Source organism: Saccharothrix hoggarensis (genome assembly GCF_042678885.1).
GTDB classification, from domain to species: domain Bacteria; phylum Actinomycetota; class Actinomycetes; order Mycobacteriales; family Pseudonocardiaceae; genus Actinosynnema; species Actinosynnema hoggarensis.
This window is the reverse complement of the sequence record NZ_JBHTLK010000511.1, coordinates 1-800: the sequence shown is the minus strand read 5'-3', so window position 1 is coordinate 800 and position 800 is coordinate 1. Positions and strand designations below refer to the sequence as shown.

1 protein-coding gene is annotated in these 800 nt (G+C 77.8%); it reads right to left on the bottom strand.

Going from position 1 to position 800, the window contains the following annotated elements; all coding sequences use genetic code 11:
* Window positions 1-800, bottom strand: an 800-nt coding sequence (locus ACFQ3T_RS36830) for an FAD-dependent oxidoreductase (RefSeq protein WP_380730827.1), incomplete at both ends; no start/stop codon positions are given.

Genomic DNA, 800 nt, shown 5'->3' with positions numbered 1-800 from the left:
CGCGCCGTAGCGGGTGACGAGCCGGGCCGGCCCGGTCGGCGGTCCCGCGCCCACCAGCGGCAGGTCGGCCGTCCGCGAGCGGGCGGTGGTGAGGCCGGTGGCGTCCACGGCGTCCGCGGCCATCCGCCGGTACGTGGTGAGCTTGCCGCCGACGACGGTCGTGACGCCGTCCGCGGTCAGCACGGCGTGCCGGCGGGAGAGGTCGGCGCTCGGCCCGCTGCTCGTGTCCAGCAGGGGCCGCAGGCCGGCGAACGCGCCGAGGACGTCCGCCGGCGTCACCGGTCGCTCCAGCACCGACGACGCCACGCCCAGCAGGAAGTCCACATCGGACTGGGGCACGGTCGGGACGTCCGGGATCGGCCCGTCAACGGGTTCGTCGGTCAGTCCGGTGTAGACGCGGTCGTCGCGTTGCGGCAGCAGCAGGGCGTACCGGTTGCGCGCGCCCGGCACCGGGACGGTGAGCGCCGTGCCGCCCAACCCCAGCGTCGACGCGGCCAGCACGAGGTGCGAACCCCGCGACGGCCGCAGCTTCACGTCCACCAGCTCGCCCGCCCACACGCCGGCCGCGTTCACCACGGCCCGCGCCCGCACGTCCAGCGACGTGCCGGTCAGCCCGTCGACGACCCGCGCGCCGTGCCCGGTCAGGGCCGTCGCCCTGGCCCGGGTGACGATCCGCGCGCCGAACCCGGCGGCGGTGCGGGCGAGGGCGTCGGCGAGCCGGGCGTCGTCCACGAGCTGGCCGTCGAAGCTCAGCAGCCCGTCGCGCAGGTCGGACCGGCGCAGGCCGGGCGCGAGGGCCA